The organism is Cupriavidus sp. GW821-FHT07C08 (genome assembly GCF_059419025.1).
Map to the genome: position 1 here is coordinate 47,609 of NZ_JBWKQZ010000006.1, position 16,310 is coordinate 63,918.

Annotated in this window: 12 protein-coding genes; 7 read left to right on the forward strand and 5 right to left on the reverse strand. The window is 68.0% G+C overall.

Annotation, left to right across the window (positions count from 1 at the left end; translation table 11 throughout):
• Positions 1-33: 33 nt before the first annotated feature.
• Positions 34-2,115: a 3-hydroxyacyl-CoA dehydrogenase NAD-binding domain-containing protein gene (locus AC07UK_RS09965; RefSeq protein WP_436223912.1), complete on the reverse strand. Its 2,082-nt coding sequence runs from the start codon at positions 2,113-2,115 to the stop codon at positions 34-36.
• The gene (locus tag AC07UK_RS09970) at positions 2,112-3,497 is read right to left on the reverse strand and encodes an MFS transporter (RefSeq protein WP_436223913.1); all 1,386 of its coding nucleotides are present in this window, start codon (positions 3,495-3,497) and stop codon (positions 2,112-2,114) included. Before AC07UK_RS09970 ends, AC07UK_RS09965 begins: the two co-directional genes overlap by 4 nt.
• A 534-nt stretch (positions 3,498-4,031) precedes the next feature.
• Here AC07UK_RS09970 and AC07UK_RS09975 point away from each other — a divergent pair.
• The 7 genes from AC07UK_RS09975 (at position 4,032) to AC07UK_RS10005 (ending at position 12,454) form a co-directional block, all read left to right on the forward strand.
• Positions 4,032-5,216 (forward strand): acyl-CoA dehydrogenase family protein, encoded by a 1,185-nt coding sequence (locus AC07UK_RS09975; RefSeq protein ID WP_436223914.1) that lies wholly within the window; start codon positions 4,032-4,034, stop codon positions 5,214-5,216.
• Positions 5,217-5,270: 54 nt separating this feature from the next.
• Positions 5,271-6,410 (forward strand): acyl-CoA dehydrogenase family protein, encoded by a 1,140-nt coding sequence (locus AC07UK_RS09980; RefSeq protein ID WP_436223915.1) that lies wholly within the window; start codon positions 5,271-5,273, stop codon positions 6,408-6,410.
• Positions 6,411-6,708: 298 nt separating this feature from the next.
• Positions 6,709-7,665 carry an ABC transporter permease gene (locus AC07UK_RS09985; protein ID WP_035825039.1) on the forward strand — a complete coding sequence of 319 codons (957 nt, stop codon included), beginning with the start codon at positions 6,709-6,711 and terminating at the stop codon, positions 7,663-7,665.
• The gene (locus AC07UK_RS09990; RefSeq protein WP_436223916.1) at positions 7,665-8,576 is read left to right on the forward strand and encodes an ABC transporter permease; all 912 of its coding nucleotides are present in this window, start codon (positions 7,665-7,667) and stop codon (positions 8,574-8,576) included. Before AC07UK_RS09985 ends, AC07UK_RS09990 begins: the two co-directional genes overlap by 1 nt.
• A 127-nt stretch (positions 8,577-8,703) precedes the next feature.
• Entirely contained in the window at positions 8,704-10,371 is a 1,668-nt protein-coding gene (locus AC07UK_RS09995; RefSeq protein WP_436225326.1) for an ABC transporter substrate-binding protein, read from the forward strand.
• 24 nt (positions 10,372-10,395) lie between these two features.
• Positions 10,396-11,397: an ABC transporter ATP-binding protein gene (locus AC07UK_RS10000; protein ID WP_436223917.1), complete on the forward strand. Its 1,002-nt coding sequence runs from the start codon at positions 10,396-10,398 to the stop codon at positions 11,395-11,397.
• Complete coding sequence (locus AC07UK_RS10005; RefSeq protein WP_436223918.1) at positions 11,384-12,454, forward strand: ABC transporter ATP-binding protein; 1,071 nt, start codon at positions 11,384-11,386, stop codon at positions 12,452-12,454. Before AC07UK_RS10000 ends, AC07UK_RS10005 begins: the two co-directional genes overlap by 14 nt.
• A gap of 14 nt (positions 12,455-12,468) precedes the next feature.
• On the opposite strand, the gene AC07UK_RS10010 is transcribed toward AC07UK_RS10005, so the two are convergent.
• The 3 genes from AC07UK_RS10010 to AC07UK_RS10020 form a co-directional block, all read right to left on the reverse strand.
• Positions 12,469-13,707 (reverse strand): TetR/AcrR family transcriptional regulator, encoded by a 1,239-nt coding sequence (locus AC07UK_RS10010; protein ID WP_436223919.1) that lies wholly within the window; start codon positions 13,705-13,707, stop codon positions 12,469-12,471.
• A 146-nt stretch (positions 13,708-13,853) separates the two neighbouring features.
• Positions 13,854-15,437: a fatty acid--CoA ligase gene (locus AC07UK_RS10015; RefSeq protein WP_436223920.1), complete on the reverse strand. Its 1,584-nt coding sequence runs from the start codon at positions 15,435-15,437 to the stop codon at positions 13,854-13,856.
• 75 nt (positions 15,438-15,512) lie between these two features.
• Positions 15,513-16,295 carry an SDR family NAD(P)-dependent oxidoreductase gene (locus tag AC07UK_RS10020; protein WP_035825028.1) on the reverse strand — a complete coding sequence of 261 codons (783 nt, stop codon included), beginning with the start codon at positions 16,293-16,295 and terminating at the stop codon, positions 15,513-15,515.
• Positions 16,296-16,310 lie beyond the last annotated feature (15 nt).

Below are 16,310 nucleotides of genomic sequence, written 5' to 3' on the forward strand. Positions count from 1 at the left end.
CCCGCCGCGCCGGGGGACTCCCCCCGGCGCCCTCTATTTGAGGTCCGCAAACTTGCGGCCCTGCGCCACCAGTTCCTGCAGCAGCGGCGCCGGCGCGAAGTCCGCGCCATAAAGCGCCTGGTAGCGCCGCATCGCCGCCAGCACCTTGTCCAGGCCGATGGTGTCGGCATAGAACATCGGGCCGCCGCGATACACCGGCCAGCCGTAGCCGTTCACCCAGATCACGTCGATATCCGAGGCGCGGATCGCCTTGCCTTCCTGCAGGATCTTCGCGCCTTCGTTGATCATCGGATAGATGCAGCGCTCCAGGATCTCCTGCTCCGACACCACGCGGCCGGTCCTGCCCTGTTTCGCGGCGAAGTCGCGAATGACCTGCTCGACCACCGGCGACGGCTTCGCGTTGCGCTGTTCGTCGTAGTCGTAGTAGCCGGCGCCGGCCTTCTGCCCGCGACGGTCCATCTCGCACAGCACCTCGCGCAGCGTCGAGCCGCCGGACTTCTCGCGCACCCAGCCAAGGTCAAGCCCGGCGAGATCGCTCATGGCGAAGGGGCCCATCGGAAAGCCGAAGTCATACAGCACGCGGTCCACGTCCCACGGCAGCGCCCCGTCCAGCACCAGCTTCTGGGCCTCGCGCTGGCGCTGGGCCAGCATGCGGTTGCCGACAAAACCCGGGCACACCCCGACCAGCGCCGCGACCTTGCCGATCTTGCGCGCCAGTTCCATCGCGGTGCGGATCACCGGCTTTGCAGTCTTGTCGCCGCGCACCACTTCCAGCAGCTTCATCACGTTGGCGGGCGAGAAGAAGTGCAGGCCGATGACCGCCTCCGGGCGCGAGGTCGAGGCTGCAATCACGTTCACGTCCAGCGCCGAGGTATTGGTGGCAAGGATGGCGCCCGGTTTGGCGATTCGGTCCAACTTGCCGAACAGCTCTTGCTTGACCTCCATGTTCTCGAACACCGCTTCGATGATCAGGTCGACATCGGCCAGTTGCTGCAGGTCCAGCGTGGGCGTGAGCAGCGCCATGCGGGCATCGACATCGGCCGCGCTCAGGCGCCCCTTGCGCGCGGTATTTTCGTAGTTGCCCCGGATCGTCTTCAGGCCGCGGTCAAGCGCCTGCTGCGAGGTCTCGACGATGGTCACGGGGTAGCCGGCGTTGAGGAAGTTCATGGCGATGCCGCCGCCCATGGTGCCGGCGCCGACGATGCCGATGCGCTTGACCGCAAGCGTGGGCGTGTCGGCGCCCACATCGGGCACGTTCCATACCTGGCGCGAGGCAAAGAAGTAGTAGCGCTGCGCCGCCGACTGCGTGCCGTTGAGCAATTCTGTGAACAGTTCGCGCTCGCGCTTCAGGCCGGCTTCGAACGGCTGCTCCACCGCCGCCTCGATGCAGCGGATATTGAATTCGGGCGCATCGAAGCCGCGAAAGCGGCGCGCGTTGGCCTTGCGGAAGGCAGCGAACAGTTCCGGCTTGCCGCGCGCGGCCGCCACCTTGTCATCGGATTCGCGCACCTTGCGCAGGGGCCGCTTCTCGGCCACCACCTTGCGCGCGAACGCCACCGCGTCGGCACGCAACGAGGCGTCGTCGGTCAGCAGGTCGACCAGGCCCATCTCCGCCGCAGCGCTGGCCGCCACGTGCGTGCCCGAGGTGACCATCTCCAGCGCCTTTTCCGGGCCCACGATACGCGGCAGCCGCTGGGTGCCGCCCGCCCCGGGCAGCAGGCCGAGATTGACTTCCGGCAGCCCGCACCTTGCCGAGCGCGTGGCGATGCGGTAATGGCACACCAGCGCCAGCTCCAGCCCGCCGCCGAGCGCGGTGCCGTGGATTGCGGCCACCACCGGCTTGGGCGCGTCCTCGATCATGGCCTGCACCTCTGCCAGCGACGGGCCCGCCGGCGGCTTGCCAAACTCGGTGATGTCCGCGCCCGCGACAAAGGTCTTGCCGGCGCAGATCAGCACCACGGCCTTGACCGCATCGTCGGCAAGTGCGCGCGCCACGCCGTCGCGGATGCCGCTGCGCACGGCGGCGGACAATGCATTGACGGGGGGCGAGTCGAGGGTCAGGACGGCGATGTCGGCGTCCACCGTGAGGTCGGTCACGGCGTTGATGGCGGTCATGGATCGGTTCTCCTGGATTGAATCGGTGTAGGGTGCCGGTGCAGCCCCGGCGGATGCTCAAGCGCGGCCCTGCGCCGGCGCGGGTCGACAATGCGCAGGGCCAGCACGAAGGCGGCGCACTTGACCAGGATGGCCAGCGCGAACACCACCCAGAAGCGCACGCCCTGGGCCAGCAGGCCGCCGCAGACGGGGCCGATGGCCATCATCGCGTAGGTGGCGGTATCGGACACCGCCAGCAGCATGGGCCGGTCCTTGCGGCTGCCGAACTCCATCACGAGGTTGTCAGCGGAGATGAAGAAGCCGCCAAAGGCAGCCCCCAACCCACAGAAGGCAAGCAGGAAACCGGGCAGCGTCGTGCCGCATAAGAGCAGCAGTGTTGCTGCCACCCACAGCGCGATGCTGGCCAGGAACACCCGCCGGTAGCCATGGCGGTCGGCGATGCGGCCCCAGGCCAGGCTGCTGGTGGTCTGCGCCAGCAGGTAGGCCAGGCTCATGTAGCCCAGCACCACGCCGGACAGGTCGATATGCGTGCCGGCATAGATCGCATAGAACGGCATCGCCATCATGCCGAACGCCACCAGCGCACGCGCCACGAAGAAGCGCACGAAATCGCGGTCCGCGCGCAGCAGCGCCGGCACCTCGGCCAGGCGGCGCAGGAAGCCCGCCGGCAGGCGCACGTCGTGCAGGGTCGGCTCGCGCATCTGCGTGAGCGCTGAAATGCCGATGCTGGTCAGCACGAAGGCCGCCAGGAAGGTGGCGGCATAGCCGTTGCCCAGCACCTGGTTGCCCACCAGGTAGCGCCCGCCCAGCCACGCCACCGCGGCCGCCGTGAGCCCGCCGCAGAAATTGCGCAGCGCGGTCAGCCGGCCGCGGCGCGCCAGCGGGATGATCTTGGAGGTCAGGTAGTTGAAGCTGACGTTCTGCACGCCGTTGAGCAGCCCGAACAGCAGCAGGAAGATGCCCGCCGCGACCAGCGCCGCCTCGCCCGACAGCCACAGCGCCGACAGCGCCAGCCCCAGGATCTGCGCGCGGACCAGCCAGCCCACCAGGTAGATCAGCGGCATCACGCGCGGGCGGTGCTCGATCAGCGTGGCGCCCCAGATCGACGACGCGGCCATGCCCGCGTACTGCGCCGACAGCACGATGCCGACGGTCAGCTTGGAGCCGGACAGCAGGTACAGGTAGGCCGGCACGAAGGTGGGCGCGGTCACCAGCCGGAACCCGGTCATGCCCAGCATGCCGTGCGCCAGGTACGCGCGGGCGTTGCGCGGCAGATGCTGGTCGACATGCCGGAGATAGCACCGTTCAGCCTGTTCATGCGCGCTCAGGTCAGGTCCCTCGTCGGGGCCGGCTACCCGCTCGGGGGTCCGCTCGCCTGTCATGCGCCGGGACCTGTGCCGCCTGAATCCACCCGGCGCACGCGGTCCGGCGCACCGGCACCGGGATACGAAACCGTTCGCTGGTCGAGCGAAGGCATGACGACGGGCACGGCTTGGTCTCCCTATGGCACCGGTCTGCGTTGGCAACTTGCCTGTCCGGCATCTCACGCAATCGGTGTATCCCCGCTTTTTCGTGATAGCGGTATGTTTTGAATGGATGCTACCACAGGAAACGCCTTCGACGCGCGGCCTCCTTTTCACCGGGGGATTACGAAAAATTACCCCTTAATTTCCTAGATATTTCGTGCTGCAGCGCAACCTCGGAGATGGGCCAGGGCCTGCAATGCGTGCACTTTGCAGCTCCGGCCACTGCACCCGCCACATCCGTTTTAGGTAATTGAGTATTGACGCTGCCAGATGCGACTTGTATAACGGGATACGCCGCCTGGCCGACCAGCCAGGTGCGGGCGACCTCACCGGCAGCGCGCCAGAGAAAGAGGCGTCCAGCGACAGGCACCTGAGAACAAGGAGACACGCGTGGACGAGTTGGAGACCTTCCGTCAGCAGGCGCGCGCCTGGCTGGAGCAGAACTGTCCGGCCGAGATGCGGCAGCCGGTGCGCAACGAAGACGACATCTGCTGGGGCGGGCGCAGGTTCCGCTTCCAGTCCGAGGCCCAGCGCCAGTGGCTTGGGCGCATGACCGACAAGGGCTGGACCGTGCCCGAATGGCCCACGGAATACGGCGGCGCCGGCCTGCCGCGTGAGCAGGCCAAGGTGCTGCACGAGGAAATGGCCCGGCTCGGCTGCCGCGTGCCGCTGCAGAGTTTCGGCATCTCGATGCTTGGCCCCGCCCTGCTCCGCTACGGCACCGAAGCCCAGAAGCGCGAGCACCTGCCCCGCATCGCCCGCGGCGAGATCCGCTGGTGCCAGGGCTACTCCGAGCCCAACGCCGGTTCCGACCTGGCCGCGCTGCAGACCCGCGCAGAGGACCGCGGCGATCATTTCCTGGTCAACGGCCAGAAGGTGTGGACGTCCTATGCCGACCAGGCCGACTGGATCTTCTGCCTGGTGCGCACCGATGCTGCGGCGCAGAAGCACACCGGCATCAGCTTCCTGCTGTTCGACATGGAAACGCCGGGTGTGACGACCCGGCCCATCCTGCTGATCTCCGGCAAATCCCCGTTCTGCGAGACCTTCTTCGACGACGTCGCGGTGCCCCGCACACAACTGGTCGGCGAGCTCAACGGCGGCTGGGAGATTGCCAAGTACCTGCTCACCCACGAGCGCGAGATGATCAGCGCCATCGGCAGCCGCGGCATGCGGCAGCCGCTTGGCGCGCACGCGGCAAAGGCCATCGGCCTGGACGCCGCCGGCCGGCTCGACCAGCCGATGCTGCGCGCGCACATCGCACAGTTCGAGATCGACGAGGCCGCCTTTGCCGCGGCCGGCGAGCGGGTGCGCGACCTGGCCCGCCAGGGCGAGGGCATCGCGGCGTTCTCGTCGGTGCTCAAGTACTACGGTGCGGAACTGAACAAGCGCCGCTACGAGCTGCTGATGTCGATCGGCGGCAGCGACGCGCTGGAATTGGAAAGCGAGCGCAGCCAGCAGGGTGCGCTGGCACGCGCGTGGCTGCGCAGCAAGGCGAACTCGATCGAGGGCGGCACCAGCGAGGTCCAGCTCAACATCGTCGCCAAGCGCCTGCTAGGACTGCCAGGCGCCTGAGCCCGGCCCCGTGCGCTTCCCCCCGCTGCCCCGTACCCAGACACGAGTCCGCCCATGCCCATCGTACTGAACCAAACGCAGGAAATGCTGCGCGACAGCGCCCTGACCTTCCTGCGCGAATCCGCCCCGATCTCCGCGCTGCGCACGCTGCGCGATACCCGTGACGAGACCGGCTTCTCCCGCGCCTTGTGGCAGCAGTTCGCTGAACTCGGCTTCGCCGGCGTGCTGGTGCCCGAGCAATATGGCGGCAGCGGCCTGGGCGTGGTGGAGGCCGGCGTCATCATGGAAGCGATCGGGCGCACGCTGGCGCCCTCGCCGTTCCTGTCCACCGCCGTGCTGGGCGCGGCGCTGCTCACCCACTACGGCAGCGATGCGCAGCGCACGGCGATGCTGCCCGCCATCGCCGCCGGCCAACACCTGACCGCGCTGGCACTGGAAGAGAGCGCCAGGCACCGGCCCACGCGCCATGCCCTGCGCGCAAGCGCCGACGGCGACGGCTTCCGCCTCGATGGCGACAAGGTCTTTGTCGTCGATGGCCACGTCGCCGACACCCTGATCGTGGCGGCGCGCACCGCCGGCGCGCCCGACGACCGCGACGGCATCACCCTCTTCCTGGTGCCCGCCGGCAGCGCCGGCCTCTCGATCGAGCGCACGGTCATGGCCGACGCCACCAATGCGGCGCGCGTGACCCTGCGCGAGGTCCGGCTGCCGGCCGCCGCCGTGCTGGGCACCCCCGGCAATGGCGCCGCCATGCTGGAGCGCGTGCTGGACGTGGGCCGCGCCGTGCTGGCATCCGAACTGCTCGGCATCGCCGACGAAACCTTCGAGCGCACGCTTGCCTACCTGAAGGAGCGCCGCCAGTTCGGCCGCATCATCGGCGAGTACCAGGCGCTGCAGCACCGCGCCGCGCACCTGTTCACCGAGATCGAGATCACCCGTGCCGCCGTGCTGCAGTGCCAGCAGCGGCTCGATGCCGGCATGGACGACGCCGCCGGTCTGGTCTGCGTGGCCAAGGCACGCGCTGGCACCACCGCAACCCTGGCCGTGCAGGAGGGCGTGCAGATGCATGGCGGCATCGGCATGACCGACGCACTGGAGATCGGCTTCTTCATGAAGCGGGCACGCACCGCCGAGGAACTGCTCGGCGATGCCAACGTCCAGTTGCAGCGCTGGGCGACGCTGCGCGGCTACTAGCCGGCGCGCGTCCCGCACACCGCCGCGAGGCCATGGAAAACCACTAGCGTTTCCGCGCGGCAATCGGGTTGTTTTCGTTTCGAACGATCAGTATGCTGGGATCACGGCCTCGCAAGACCACCCGAAACGGTGTTTCGCCACCGGCGAAATACCAATAATCACTCCCACTCAGCAGCAGAATCCTGTGCTGGCGGATATAGAGGGGTCGGGAGACAGGAGACGACATGTACCAAGCATCATGCAGATTCGTGTTGCCGGTATCTACCGTTTCGGCTAGCCGCGCCAAGGCAGGGCTGCGATGAGCGCCTACGTGCTGCGCCGGCTGCTGGCACTGGTCCCCACGCTCTTGTTCGCCAGTCTGATCGTCTTCACCATCGTGCGCATGGTGCCCGGCGATGTAGTCGACCTGATGCTGAGCCAGAACGACATCAGCGCCGATACCCGTACCCGCGAAGACCTGGTCCGCGCCCTCGGCATGGACCGCCCGATGTGGCAGCAGTATGTGCACTGGGTCGGCGGCATCGTGCTGCGCGGCGACCTGGGCCAGTCCCTGTGGCAAGGCGAGCCGGTGCTGTCGATGGTGACCGCGCGCATCCCCGCCACCTTCTCGCTGGGCGTGATCGCGCTGGTGGTGGCGCTGTCGGTGGCGCTGCCGATCGGCGTGCTGTCTGCCATCCGCCAGGACAGCGCTGCCGACTACATTGCGCGCTCGTTCTCCATCCTGATGCTGGCCATCCCCAGCTTCTGGCTCGGCACCATGGTGATGGTGTTCCCCTCGGTCTGGTGGGGCTGGTCGCCCGAGGCCCGCTACGTGCCCTTCCATGAAGATCCGGTGCAGCATGTGCGCAACATGCTGATCCCCGCCATCGTGCTGGGCATGGCGCTGTCCGCCATCACCATGCGCATGACGCGCACCATGATGCTCGAGGTGCTGCGCCAGGACTATATCCGCACCGCCTGGGCCAAGGGCCTGAGCGAGCGCCTGGTGGTGCTGCGCCACGCCCTGCGCAATGCGCTGATCCCGGTGGTGACGCTGATCGGGCTGCAGGCGCCGCTGCTGATCGGCGGCGCGGTCATCATCGAGCAGATCTTCGCGCTGCCCGGCATGGGCCTGCTGCTGCTCGACGCCGTGCACCAGCGCGACTATCCGGTCATCACCGGCGTGTTCCTGGTGGTGGGTGTCGCGGTGATGCTGATCAACCTGCTCGTCGACCTGAGCTACGGGCTGTTCGATCCCAAAGTGAGGCACCGCTGATGGCCAAGCCCACCCTGCACCCCAATCCCGCCGCCCCCGCTGCCGCACCGGCCCGGCGCGCCGTGCCCGGCCGCGGCCTGCTCAGCCGGCTGTTCCGCGACAAGCCGCTGGGCGCCGCCGGCGCGGTCATCTGCGCCATCTTCCTGTTCTGCGGCGTGTTTGCCGACCTGCTGGCGCCGTACGGCATGAACGAGATCAACATGCTGCAGCGGCTGCAGGCGCCCTCCTGGGCGCATCCGTTCGGCACCGACAACCTTGGCCGCGACATGCTGTCGCGCTGCCTGTATGGCGCGCAGCTGTCGGTGGTGATCGGCCTGAGCGCGGCCACGCTCGCCACGGCGATCTCGGTGCTGCTCGGCATCCTGACCGGCTACCTCGGCGGCAAGCTGGACCTGATCGTGCAGCGCATGGTCGATGCCTGGATGAGCTTCCCGGACCTGGTGATCCTGATCGTGGTGGTCTCGGTGCTGGGCCCGGGCAGCTGGCAGATCGTCTGCACGCTGGGGCTGCTGCTTGGCATCGGCGGCTCGCGCATCGTGCGCAGCGCGGTGGTCTCGGTGCGCGAGAACATGTATGTCCACGCCGCGCAGTCGATGGGCGCGTCAACCACGCGCATCCTGTGGCGCCATATCCTGCCCAATGTCCTGCCCCCGGTGATCGTGCTGTTCACCACACGGGTCGGCACGGCAATCCTGGCGGAATCGGGCCTGTCCTTCCTGGGCCTGGGCGTGCCGCCGCCCGCGCCCACGTGGGGCGGCATGCTGTCCGGCGACGGGCGCACCTTCATGTTCCAGGGCCCCTGGCTGGCGCTGGCGCCGGGCATCTGCCTCACCATCGTGGTCTACGCGATCAATATCTACGGCGACGCCCTGCGCGACCTGCTGGACCCACGCATGCGCGGCACGCGCTAGCGCCCGCCCGAATTGCAGTCCCTGCCGGCGCTGGCGCGGCGGGGCACGGATTTCCCGCGCGGCCATGCCGCCGGGCCAACGGCAGTCGACCACGGAGGGCTTCGGTTTGAACACACAGGCATCCTCGATGTTGGCGGGCGTGGTGCTCGCCTTGTGCGCAGCCACGGCGGGCGCGCAGAGCGACGCGCCCAAGTACGGCGGCACGCTGGAGATCGGCTCGGTCTACCCGACCATCTCGGCGCTGTCATGGGACCTCGCCGACTGGAACTGGAAGCAGAACTACGACACCGGCCAGGTCTACGAGCAGCTGTTCGTGGCCGACCTGTCCAAGTCCAGGCGCCTCGGCGGCAAGTACAGCTTCCAGGCCGACGCGTGGCTGCCCGAGGACGCCATCCGCGGCGAACTGGCCGAAAGCTGGAAGTGGCTCGATCCGCAGACGCTGGAAGTCAGGCTGCGCAAGGGCGTCAGGTTCCCGGCCAAGCCCGGCGTGATGGAAGAGCGCGAACTGGTTGCTGACGACGTGGTCTTCAGCTACACGCGCCAGGCCGAAAGCGCGAAGAAGATCCCCACCTATTTCGACCACCTGGCCAAAGTGGAAGCGAAGGACAAGCATACGGTGCTGTTCCGCTTCAGCAAGTACAACGCCGAGTGGGACTACCGCTTCGGCTGGGGCTACTACTCCGGCATCATGCCGAAGGAGGTGGCCACCGCCGGCGCCGGCAACTGGAAGCATGTCAATGGCAGCGGCCCGTTCCAGCTGACCCAGTTCGTGCAGGGCAACGCCAGCACCTATATGCGCAACGCCTTGTACTGGGATACCGAAAAGATGGGCGGCAAGGATTTCAAGCTGCCCTTCGTCGACAAGATGGTGCTGCGCACCATCAAGGACGAAGCCACGCGCAACACCATGCTGCGCACGGGCAAGCTCGACGTCATGGAAGGCATACGCTGGACCTCGGTGGAAGAGCTGAAGAAGAGCGCGCCGCAGCTGCAGTGGTCGCGCTGGCTGTCCTTCACCGGGCAATACCTGGCCATGCGCGTTGACACCAAGCCCTTCAACGATATCCGCGTGCGCCGCGCGCTCAACATGGCGGTCAACAAGCAGGAGATCGTCAAGCAATACTACGGCGGCAACGCGGAACTGTTCGCCTATCCGCAGCACCCGGACTATGTGGGCTACTTCGAGCCGCTCAGCGCCATGCCGGAGAACGTGAAGGAACTCTTCACCTACAACCCCGACAAGGCCCGCAAGCTGCTGGCCGAGGCCGGCTACCCCAAGGGCTTCAAGTTCAAGGTGCAGGTGTGCGCATGCGCCCCGGACCATATGGAGCTGCTGCCGCTGATCGCCGCGTACCTGGAGCAGGTCAATGTGCGCATCGAAATCCAGCCGATGGAGTACGGCGCCTTCCTGTCCGCGATGACGACCCGGACCAATGCGCCCGGCTACATGATGGCCAACGGTCATACCAATCCCACCACCACGATCCGCAAGAGCTTCGTGCCGGGACAGGTATGGAACGCCGCGCAGTGGGGCAACGACGCTTACACCAGGCGGGTGGAAGCCGCCTTCGAGCTGCGCGATCTCGGCAAGCGGCAGGAAGCGCTGCGCGGGCTCACGCGCGACATCCTGGCCGAGGCGCCCTATATCTGGCTGCCCACGCCCTACATGTACACCGCCTGGTGGCCGTGGGTGCGCAACTACGGCGGCGAGCTGCGCGCGGGCGCGGTGCGGCCCGGGCCGATCTATGCACGCATGTGGATCGACCAGGACATGAAGAAGAAGCTTGGCTTCTGAGCCGCGCCACCCGAGGAGACACGCATGACGCAGCCCATCCTGCAGGTCAGGGACCTCACCACGCGCTTTCGCACCGATCGCGGCGTGGTGACCGCCGTCGACCAGGTCTCGTTCGACGTGGCCCCGGGCGAGACCCTGGCCATCGTCGGCGAATCCGGCTCGGGCAAGAGCGTGACTGCCCTGTCGATACTGGGCCTGATCCCCGCCCCGGGCGGCTCGATCGACGCCGGCGAGATCGTGTTCGAGGGCCAGGACCTGCTCAAACTCGGCCCCCGCGGCATGCGCGCCATCCGCGGCAACCGCATCGCGATGATCTTCCAGGAGCCGATGTCGTCGATGAACCCGGCGCTGACCATCGGCAAGCAGATTGCCGAGCCCATCCACCTGCATCGCGGCCTGCCCTGGAAGACCGCGCTGGGGATGGCCGGCGAGCTGCTCGGCAAGGTCCAGATCCCCGAGCCCCAGAGCCGGCTTTCAGCCTATCCGCATCAGTTCTCTGGCGGCATGCGGCAGCGCGCGATGATTGCCATGGCGCTGGCCTGCGAGCCGCGGCTGATCATCGCCGACGAGCCCACCACTGCGCTCGACGTCACCGTGCAGGCCCAGATACTGGACCTGCTGAAGGACCTGGCCGAGCGCATGGGCACGGCACTGATCCTGATCACGCATGACCTGGGCGTGGTGGCGCGCTATGCCGACCGGGTTGCCGTGATGTACGGCGGCAGGCTGGTGGAGACCGCCTCCGCCGAGGCCCTGTACCGGCAGCCCGCCCACCCCTATACGCGCGGGCTGATGGCCTCCGTTCCGCGCATTGACGGCGACACCGGGCAGCCACTGGTTCCCATCGAAGGCCAGCCGCCTGACCTGACGGCGCTGGGCCCGGGCTGCGCCTTCCTGCCGCGCTGCAAGCAGGCGATCGACCAGTGCCGCAGCGCCCGGCCGCCGTTGCGCGGCGTGCCGGACGCGGCCACGCGGCAGCTCTCCGACCAACATTTCAAGGCATGCTTCCTCCATGAACTCCATTGAAGCGATAGCGGAGCCGGCAACGGGCAACGGCGGTGTGCAGGCGGGCGTGCAGCGTGAGGTGCGGGCTGACGTGCAGAGTGGCGATGAGATCCTGCGCGTCGACGACCTCAAGGTGCATTTCCCGGTCACACGCGGCGTGCTGTTCAAGCGCCAGGTGGGCTCGGTCAGGGCGGTCGACGGCGTGTCGTTCACGCTGCGCCGTGGCGAGACCCTGGGCCTGGTCGGCGAAAGCGGCTGCGGCAAGTCCACCACCGGGCTTGCCATCCTCAAGATGCTGGCCGCCAGCGCCGGACGCATCGCCTTTCGCGGCGACGACCTGGCCAGCTTCACGCGGGCGCAGGAGAAGCAATTCCGCCGCAGCGTGCAGATGGTCTATCAGGATCCCTTCGGCTCCCTGAACCCGCGCATGAAGGTCAGTGACATTATCTGCGAACCGCTGGAGGTGCATGACTTCCCCGGCGGGCGCAGCGCCCGCCGAGCGCGCGTGGCGGAGTTGCTGGACATGGTCGGGCTGCTGCCCTATATGGCGGACCGCTACCCGCACGAGTTCTCCGGCGGGCAGCGCCAGCGCATCGGCATCGCCCGCGCGCTGGCGCTCGGTCCCAGCGTCATCGTCTGCGATGAGCCGGTGTCGGCGCTGGACGTGTCGATCCAGGCGCAGGTGGTCAACGTGCTGATGTCGCTGCAGCGGCGGCTTGGCCTGTCCTACCTGTTCATCGCGCACGACCTGGCCGTGGTGCGGCATATCAGCGACCGCATCGCGGTGATGTACCTGGGCCGCATCGTCGAGATCGCAAGCCGCGAGGCGCTCTACGCCCGCCCCCGCCATCCCTACACCCAGGCGCTGCTGTCGGCGGTGCCGGTGGCCAGCGTGGAAGGCGAGCGCAGCCGCAAGCGCATTGTGCTGCAGGGCGAGGTGCCGAGCCCGATGAATCCGCCGTCGGGATGCCGCTTCCATACCCGCTGCCCGGTGGCGATGGCGCGTTGCCGCAGCGAAGACCCGGCGCTGCAGGCGCAGCCGGATGGCCAGATGGTGGCCTGCCACCTCTACACTTGAGCGTGTGCTAGCGCTCAGGGCTCCGACAGGATCCCCATCAGCAACGGCCGCACGAACAGGTCAGCGGCGTTGTCCGCATGGGCGTCGCGCACCCAGCGGGACAACTCCACCGCGGCATTGATCATGCCGTTGACCTGCAGCGCGGCAATGGACTGGTCCAGTGCCCGGATCGAGCCATCCTGCATGCCCAGCACCAGGAAGCGCACGATCCGCGCCGACAGCCGGCTCATGGTCAGCATCTTCTCCTTGCGCATGTCCTCGGGCAGCGCGCCATAGATGGTCAGGCGCAGCAGCGGCCCCTGGCTGGAGAACTGGTATTGCACCAGCGCCCGCGACACCGCGCACAGCTTGTCCCAGCCGGTGCCGGGGCCGTTCTCCACCAGCGTCTGGGTATTGCGGATCACTGCGAACATGCGGTCGACGCAGGCCGAGATCAGGTCGTCCTTGTTCTCGTTGTGGTGGTAGAACGCGCCCTTGGTCAGGTTCAGCCGCGCCGAGATGCGGTCGGCCGACGCGCCGCGATAGCCCTGCTCGTTGAGCAACTCGGTCGCCGCGCGCAGGAAGGCCTCCTGCGTGGTCTCGGGCTTGTCCGGCGCCGGCAGCAGCGCGGATACGTCCATCTGCGCATGCCAGCGGGCCGACGGCGCGGCAATGCCGTGCAGCAGCACGTCGACCACGGTCTGCGCCACCTTCGGATAGTCCTCAGGCTCATAGCGCTCCACCCATGACATCGCGCCGGTCGCCAGCGACAGCAGCAGGTGGGCGCGCGCGCTCAGCGCACTGCGCTGCGCCGGATCGGCCGGCGGGCGCTCGCGCAGCAGCTGGCGGATGCGGCGGAACATGTCGGTGTAGGCGTCGAATGCGATATCGGCATGGCTGTCCGGCAGCGCCCGGATCTCGCGAAAGCTCATCAGCTCAGGCCGTTCGCCGGTGGCGGTACGCGCCAGGCGCTCGAAGAACAGCGCGATGAAGGCCTCCACCCGGTCGCGCGGCGCCGGCTGCTGCTGGGCCGCGCTGGCAATGTCCACCATCTCGCCGATGGCGCGCAGCAGGCACGCCACCACCAGGTCTTCCTTCTTGCGGTAGTAGTACGTGATGCTGTTGGTGCTCAGGCCCACGTCCTCGGCGACATCCGACAAGGTGGTGCCCCGTACGCCCTGGTGGTTGAAGCGCCGCGCGGCGGCGTCCAGGATGGCCTCGCGCTTTTCGACATAGCGGCGGGTCAGGCGGGCTTGCGCGGGGTCCTTGGACATGGCTGGGGGGAGTTGTCGCGCAATATTGAGGGTGACGTGGTGAGGCGGCACAGTGCCTGCGCGGATTATAGCGGGCGCCCCGCTCCCTGCCCGCCAAAGCAAAAGCCCGCCAGTGACGGCGGGCTCTTGCTTGCTGCTTGCCGGCGTCAGTTCACCCGCCGGTTCATCCCTTCCCAGAACGGCTCGCGCAGCTTGCGCCGCAGCAGCTTGCCCGACGGGTTGCGCGGCAGCGCCTCGACAAACTCGATGCTCTTGGGCACCTTGAAGCCCGCCAGGCGCTGGCGCGTCCACGCGATGATGCCGGCCTGGTCCGGCGCCTGCCCCGGCTTTAGCACGATGATGGCCTTGACCGCCTCGCCCCACTTCTCGTCCGGCACGCCGATCACCGCCACGTCGGCCACCTGCGGGTGGCCGTAGATCGCGCTTTCGACCTCGGCCGGATAGACGTTCTCGCCGCCGCTGATGATCATGTCCTTGACGCGGTCATGGATGTACAGGTAGCCCTCGGCATCCATGTAGCCCGCGTCGCCGGTGCGCAGCCAGCCTTCGGCGTCGATGGTGCGCGCGGTCTCTTCGGGCTGCTTCCAGTAGCCGGCCATGTTGTGCTGCGAGCGCACTACGAGCTCACCGACCTCGCCCGGCGCGAGCTGGCGGCCTTCATAGTCGACCACCTTGATCTCCACGCCAGGCAGCGGCTTGCCCGCGGCACGCATGCGCGGCACTTCCTCGGTGGTGTGGTCCTCGGGCGGCAGCGCCACGACGGTGCCGGTGGTCTCGGTCATGCCGTACTGCTGCACGAAGCCGCAGCCGAACACCTCGATGCCCTCGCGCAGCAGCGCCGCCGGAATCGGCGCGGCGCCGTACAGCAGGTACTTCAGGCGCGAGTAGTCCACCTGGCGCGCGCGCGGGTCGCGCAGCACGATCTGCATCGCGGCGGGCACCAGGAACAGCTTGCTGATGCGCTCCTTCTCGATAAAGTCGAGCACCGCGCGCGGATCGAACTCGCGCGCGACCACGCCCTTGGCACCGGACAGCAGGTTGCGCAGGCCCCAGCCGGACCCGCCGATATGTGCCACCGGCATCGCCACCAGCGAAACATCGTCGGCGACCCAGTGCGACCAGCGCACGTTCTCGCGCTCGCTGACTTCGGTGCCGATGGTCAGGTTGCGGTGCGTGAGCATCGCGCCCTTGGGCCGGCCGGTGGTGCCGGATGTGTACAGCTGCAGCAGCACGTCATGCGCGGCGGGCTGGTGCGCGGGCGGCGTGTCCGGCTGCGCGTCGCGCCAGTCGGTGTAGCACTGCCAGTCGCCTTGCTCGGCGCACGGCTCCATCACCACCACCTTGCGCACCATCGGCAGCGTGGGCAGCAGGTTCCGGACCATCGCCGCCGATTCCGCCCCGACGAAGAGCACCACGGCATCGCAATGGCCAAGGATGAACTCCACCTCGGGCGGCGCCAGGCGCCAGCTGGCCGGCGTCATCACCGCGCCGATCTTGGACGCGCCAAGCAGCAGCTCGAAATAGTGGTCGCTGTTCTTGCCGATATAGCCGATGCGCTCGCCGACCCCGGCGCCTTCAGCCAGCAGGGCCTGTGCCACGCGATTGGTGTTCCGCTCGAACCCGGCATAGGTGGTCTGCCGGCCTTCGAACGCATACGCCACCGCCTCGGGCCGCAGGCGCGCGAAGTGGCGTACCGCGTGGGGCAGTGTCGTCAGATAGCTGAAGTCCATCCGCGTCTCCTGGTTTTGATGGTGTCCGGACCAGTGGTGCGCGGGCCCGGACACGACGATGTGCTGGCGCTACGCTCAGCGCGGCGCCATGCGGATGGCGCCGTCCAGGCGCACCGACTCGCCGTTGAAATAGCCGTTGCGGCACATCTCGACGGCCAGCGAGGCAAACTCTTCCGGCTGCCCCAGGCGTTTGGGGAACGGCACCGAAGCGGCCAGCGCGGCCTTGACGTTCTCTGCCGCACCCTGCAGCAGCGGCGTATTGAAGATGCCCGGCAGGATGGTGTTGACGCGGATGCCTTCACCCGCCAGGTCTCGCGCGATCGGCAGCGTCATGCCGACCACGCCAGCCTTCGATGCCGAGTACGCGGCCTGGCCCATCTGGCCGTCCTGCGCCGCCACCGACGCGGTATTGATGATCACGCCGCGCTCGCCGCCGGCGCTGTCCAGCGTCAGCATGCCCGCGGCCGAGCGTGCGATGCAGCGGAAGGTGCCGATCAGGTTGATCTGGATGATGCGCTCGAAGGCATCGGTCGGGAAATGCTTGATCTGGTCCGGCGCTTCCTTGGAACGCGAGGCGGTCTTGATGGCGTTGCCGGTGCCGGCGCAGTTGACCAGGATGCGTTCCTGGCCGATGGCGGCGCGCGCCTTGGCAAAGCCGGCCTCGACCTCGGCCTCCGAGGTGACGTTGACCTGGCAGAACACGCCGCCCAGTTCACGCGCCAGCGCTTCGCCCTTCTCCACGTTGAGGTCGAACAGCGCCACGCGCACGCCCTGCGCTGCCAGCGCACGTGCCGTCGCCGCGCCCAGGCCCGAAGCGCCACCCGTCACCACTGCCGATACCGATGCATTGAGTTCCATATCGTCTTCCCCTTG

Bases quoted from the DNA above. Each gene is read 5' to 3' on its own strand.
- AC07UK_RS09965 (WP_436223912.1), bottom strand. From the start codon at position 2,115: ATGACCGCCATCAACGCCGTGACCGACCTCACGGTGGACGCCGACATC.
- AC07UK_RS09970 (WP_436223913.1), bottom strand. From the start codon at position 3,497: ATGACAGGCGAGCGGACCCCCGAGCGGGTAGCCGGCCCCGACGAGGGA.
- AC07UK_RS09980 (WP_436223915.1), top strand. From the start codon at position 5,271: ATGCCCATCGTACTGAACCAAACGCAGGAAATGCTGCGCGACAGCGCC.
- AC07UK_RS09985 (WP_035825039.1), top strand. From the start codon at position 6,709: ATGAGCGCCTACGTGCTGCGCCGGCTGCTGGCACTGGTCCCCACGCTC.
- AC07UK_RS09990 (WP_436223916.1), top strand. From the start codon at position 7,665: ATGGCCAAGCCCACCCTGCACCCCAATCCCGCCGCCCCCGCTGCCGCA.
- AC07UK_RS09995 (WP_436225326.1), top strand. From the start codon at position 8,704: ATGTTGGCGGGCGTGGTGCTCGCCTTGTGCGCAGCCACGGCGGGCGCG.
- AC07UK_RS10000 (WP_436223917.1), top strand. From the start codon at position 10,396: ATGACGCAGCCCATCCTGCAGGTCAGGGACCTCACCACGCGCTTTCGC.
- AC07UK_RS10005 (WP_436223918.1), top strand. From the start codon at position 11,384: ATGAACTCCATTGAAGCGATAGCGGAGCCGGCAACGGGCAACGGCGGT.
- AC07UK_RS10010 (WP_436223919.1), bottom strand. From the start codon at position 13,707: ATGTCCAAGGACCCCGCGCAAGCCCGCCTGACCCGCCGCTATGTCGAA.
- AC07UK_RS10015 (WP_436223920.1), bottom strand. From the start codon at position 15,437: ATGGACTTCAGCTATCTGACGACACTGCCCCACGCGGTACGCCACTTC.
- AC07UK_RS10020 (WP_035825028.1), bottom strand. From the start codon at position 16,295: ATGGAACTCAATGCATCGGTATCGGCAGTGGTGACGGGTGGCGCTTCG.